The sequence below is a fragment of the Paracoccus sp. SY genome, from assembly GCF_002901215.1.
Lineage (GTDB): Bacteria > Pseudomonadota > Alphaproteobacteria > Rhodobacterales > Rhodobacteraceae > Paracoccus > Paracoccus acridae.
This window is the reverse complement of record NZ_NWMQ01000109.1, coordinates 1-3543: the sequence shown is the minus strand read 5'-3', so window position 1 is coordinate 3543 and position 3543 is coordinate 1. Positions and strand designations below refer to the sequence as shown.

At 63.5% G+C, this 3543-nt stretch carries 5 protein-coding genes; all 5 read left to right on the top strand.

Annotated elements, in window-relative coordinates; all coding sequences use genetic code 11:
• Positions 1 to 174 precede the first annotated feature (174 nt).
• On the top strand, positions 175 to 471 hold the full coding sequence (locus tag CK944_RS21785; protein ID WP_103175133.1) for a hypothetical protein: 297 nt from the start codon (positions 175 to 177) through the stop codon (positions 469 to 471).
• On the top strand, positions 464 to 760 hold the full coding sequence (locus CK944_RS21780; RefSeq protein ID WP_103175132.1) for a hypothetical protein: 297 nt from the start codon (positions 464 to 466) through the stop codon (positions 758 to 760). Before CK944_RS21785 ends, CK944_RS21780 begins: the two co-directional genes overlap by 8 nt.
• Entirely contained in the window at positions 757 to 1719 is a 963-nt protein-coding gene (locus tag CK944_RS21775) for a YqaJ viral recombinase family protein (protein WP_103175131.1), read from the top strand. Before CK944_RS21780 ends, CK944_RS21775 begins: the two co-directional genes overlap by 4 nt.
• Positions 1720 to 1722: 3 nt before the next feature.
• Complete coding sequence (locus CK944_RS21770; protein ID WP_103175130.1) at positions 1723 to 2775, top strand: recombinase RecT; 1053 nt, start codon at positions 1723 to 1725, stop codon at positions 2773 to 2775.
• A 262-nt stretch (positions 2776 to 3037) separates the two neighbouring features.
• Positions 3038 to 3543 (top strand): hypothetical protein (locus CK944_RS23065; protein WP_146038755.1); only part of this gene is annotated, 506 nt, incomplete at its 3' end.

Below are 3543 nucleotides of genomic sequence, written 5' to 3'. Positions count from 1 at the left end.
GAATCCCTCACTGTCCGCCAGTATCACATCGGAATCGTGGAAATGCTGGGCAAAATCGCTTCTTCGTGTCGCGGAATGTGAACCGGGTTGTGAAGCTGTAAAGCGCCAGAATCACGGCCCTGACATCCTCGCGGCAACCCTGGTTGTCTGCCAGATCATCTGGGCGGTGCAGTGATGGGCTGGCTTTCCCGAATCCACCGCTTCTTCGCGCCCGACTATACTGACGGCGCATGGCATGTCTGGCGCGCTGGTATGCGCCCTGTGCCGGCTGACGCGATCGTCACAGCAACCGTCATGGTGGAAGGAGAAGCCCCATCCAATGTGGTGGCCCGTGCCTCTGCCTTGGACTGGGGCCACCAGAACGACCCCGTTCTGGCCTTCCGCTATCTGGGCAGGTCCATCCCCACCGATGGCCGTGACATGACCGCCAGCGCCCGCGCGCTGTCCGGCCCGGAGGGCAACGATGAATAGCCCCCTGTTCGAGATCGACGGCTGGCACATCACCAGCGACGACGAGGGCGACGATGATTGCCCGAAGCGCGTCTGGTGGGCGGTGAAGGGCGACGAGAAGCGTGAACTGGACCTGTCGCCGTTCTCGCGCCCGTCCTTCGACGCGATCCGCGCCCACATCGCCCTGGGCTTCCCCGAACGCACCCTGTTCGGCCTGATCGGGCCGATCCCCGATGACACCATCTTGGCCGCCTACTGGCGCGAACGCGCCCTGGCTGCCGAGAAGCAGCTTGCGGAGATTGCAGCATGAACGTCCAGCGCAACGAGTTCCTGGAGCGCCGCCGCAGCGGCATCGGCGGGTCGGACATCGCCGCCATTGTCGGCCTGTCGAAGTTCGCCACGCCCTATGATGTCTGGCTGTCCAAGCGCGGCGAAGCCCCCGAGGACAACGACGACAAGCCTTGGCTCTATTGGGGCTCAATCCTCGAAGATGTGGTGGCCAAGGAATACGCCCTGCGCACCGGCAACAAGGTCCAGCGCGTCAATGCGCAGCTGATCCACCCCGAGCATCACTTCGCCATGGCGAACATCGACCGGGCCGTCGTCAATCCTGCGATCCGGGGCAACGTCCGCTGGATCGACGGGCAGTTGACGACCGACCGGATCCTTGAGTGCAAGACAGCCAACGGCTTCGCAGCAAGCCTCTGGGGCGAGGACGGCACTGACGAGATCCCCGATTACTATGTCTGCCAGGTGCAGTGGTATATGGGGATCACCGGCGCGCGCTATGCCGATCTGGCCGTGCTTATCGGCGGCAGCGACTACCGCAGCTACACCATCGAGGCGCATCCCGAACTGTTCGCGGACATGCTGACGGAGGCGGCCGTCTTCTGGAAGCTGGTCGAGGAAGGCATTGCGCCCGATCCGCAGACCGTGGCCGACGCCCAAGCCCGCTGGTCCAAGCATGTCACTGCCAAGACCCACATGGCCAGCGGCGCCGCCGCGCGCGCGGTCGATGATCTGGCCGAGGTCAAGCAACAGATGAAGGATCTCGAGAAGCGCGAGAACGAACTCAAGCTGGTCATCATGTCCGACATGCAAGACGCCGAGATCCTGACGGACATGGGTGAACCCATCGCCACCTGGAAGACGCAGACGGCCGAGCGGATCGACACCAAGGCCCTGCGCAAGGACCACCCCGAAATTGCCGCCCTCTACAGCACCGAAACCTCGACGCGCGTTCTGCGCCTCAAATCCAAGAAGGACTGACCGATGAATACCATGACGCAGCAATCGAACGTGCTGGCGATGGCGCCGGAAGGCAATGCCGTCGCACCGCAGAACCGGCCCTCCATGGGCATCCTGAACCCGGCCAGTCTGGCCGAGGCCATGGAAATGGCGAAGATCCTGGCCGACTCCTCGATCGTGCCCAAGGACTTCATGGGCAAGCCCGGCAACGTCCTCGTCGCCATTCAATGGGGTGCGGAAATCGGCTTGGCGCCTCTGCAGGCAATGCAGTCCATTGCCGTCATCAATGGCCGGCCTTCGATCTGGGGCGACGCCATGCTGGCGCTCGTGCAGGCATCCGGCATGTTGGAGTCGATCAGCGAGACGTTGAGCGATGACGCGCAAATCGCGACCTGCACGATCCGCCGTCGCGGTCAGGCCCAGGCCGTGGTGCGCGAGTTCAGCGTCGAGGATGCCAAGAAGGCAGGGCTCTGGAACAAGCAAGGCCCGTGGCAGCAGTATCCCAAGCGCATGATGCAGATGCGCGCCCGCGGCTTTGCCCTGCGGGATGCCTTCGCGGATGTGCTGCGCGGCGTCGCCATTGCCGAGGAAGCCCGGGACACGCCGGTCATGCGGGACGTGACGCCCGAAGGCGATCTGATCGAAGGCCCGGCCACGACCAGTTCCAAGGTCCGCAGCAAGATCGCGGAGAAGAAAGCGCCGGCGGTGACGCTTGACGATGTGACCGCCCGGATCGCCGCAGCCGAGACGGAAGACGACCTCAAGAAGGTCGGCGCCGACTGCGGCAAGCTGGTCGGGGCAGAGAAGGACGAAGCCCGCAAGGCTTATTCCGACCGCCTGGCTGCATTGAAGGCACCAGCCGAGCAGCCCAAGGCCGGTAACGCCCTCTCGGACCTGATCCAGAACACCGACAAGGGCATCCGCCGAGAATTGACCAACGGCGCACCCTACAAGGCCACACTGGATTTCTACGACACCGAACTGGCGAAGATCCTGAAAGAAGCGCCCGACGAACACGCCGAAATGATGGCCGAGTATGAGCGCATCCGCGACGAGCGCGACGGCACGGACGCCTGACCCGATCCCCGGCCGTTTGTCACCCTGGACCCGGGTGACACCGCCTGACCTCGGCGGCCGGGCAACCTGGGCGGGGTCGCACCCCAACACGATCCCGCCCCTTTTTATTCAGTTACCGCGCGACCTCCTCCCTGCGCGCGGCATGGCCGGGCCTCTCTCCTCCCTCCAAGGCCCGGCCAACCTATCATCAAGAGGACACCATGACCAACAAGCACCCCCAAGACGAAGCCGCCCGCCGCTGGGTCGAAGAAGGACGGAAGTGATGACCGCTGCAATTCAACAAGGACTGACCGATGACCTGAATGGTATAGGACGATTTGGGCGCCACCCTGATCCCGCCATCGACTTTTGCATTCAGGTCGAAACTCTGGAAAGCAGGCTTCACCAAGCAATGCACAGCCTCTGCAAGCCCGGCGACGAGCCGGAGACTGTCCAGACCGTTCTTGCCGCAATCGAACGGGCGTTAGAGTTCCGCGTGGGTGGCGATGAAGGCGCCGTTAAGGCTAAGGCCGTTCTTCGGGATTTGGAGCGACAGGCCCGCAGCACCCTCGCCCCTGCCGTGCCGAATGCAAAACCGGTGGCGTGGCGCATCGAGGACCGGACGCATCCCGGCTGGTTCACCTATTACGACCCTGCGCAGATACCGCCTGATGGGGCAGAACCACTGTATGCCCATCCTGCGCCAGATCCTGCCGTGCCGGATGTGGCGGAACAGATTGCGGAACTGCGCAATGCAAATCCAGATGAGCATTGCAACGACAGCAAGTG

Bases quoted from the DNA above. Each gene is read 5' to 3' on its own strand.
- CK944_RS21775 (WP_103175131.1), top strand. From the start codon at position 757: ATGAACGTCCAGCGCAACGAGTTCCTGGAGCGCCGCCGCAGCGGCATC.
- CK944_RS21785 (WP_103175133.1), top strand. From the start codon at position 175: ATGGGCTGGCTTTCCCGAATCCACCGCTTCTTCGCGCCCGACTATACT.
- CK944_RS21770 (WP_103175130.1), top strand. From the start codon at position 1,723: ATGAATACCATGACGCAGCAATCGAACGTGCTGGCGATGGCGCCGGAA.
- CK944_RS21780 (WP_103175132.1), top strand. From the start codon at position 464: ATGAATAGCCCCCTGTTCGAGATCGACGGCTGGCACATCACCAGCGAC.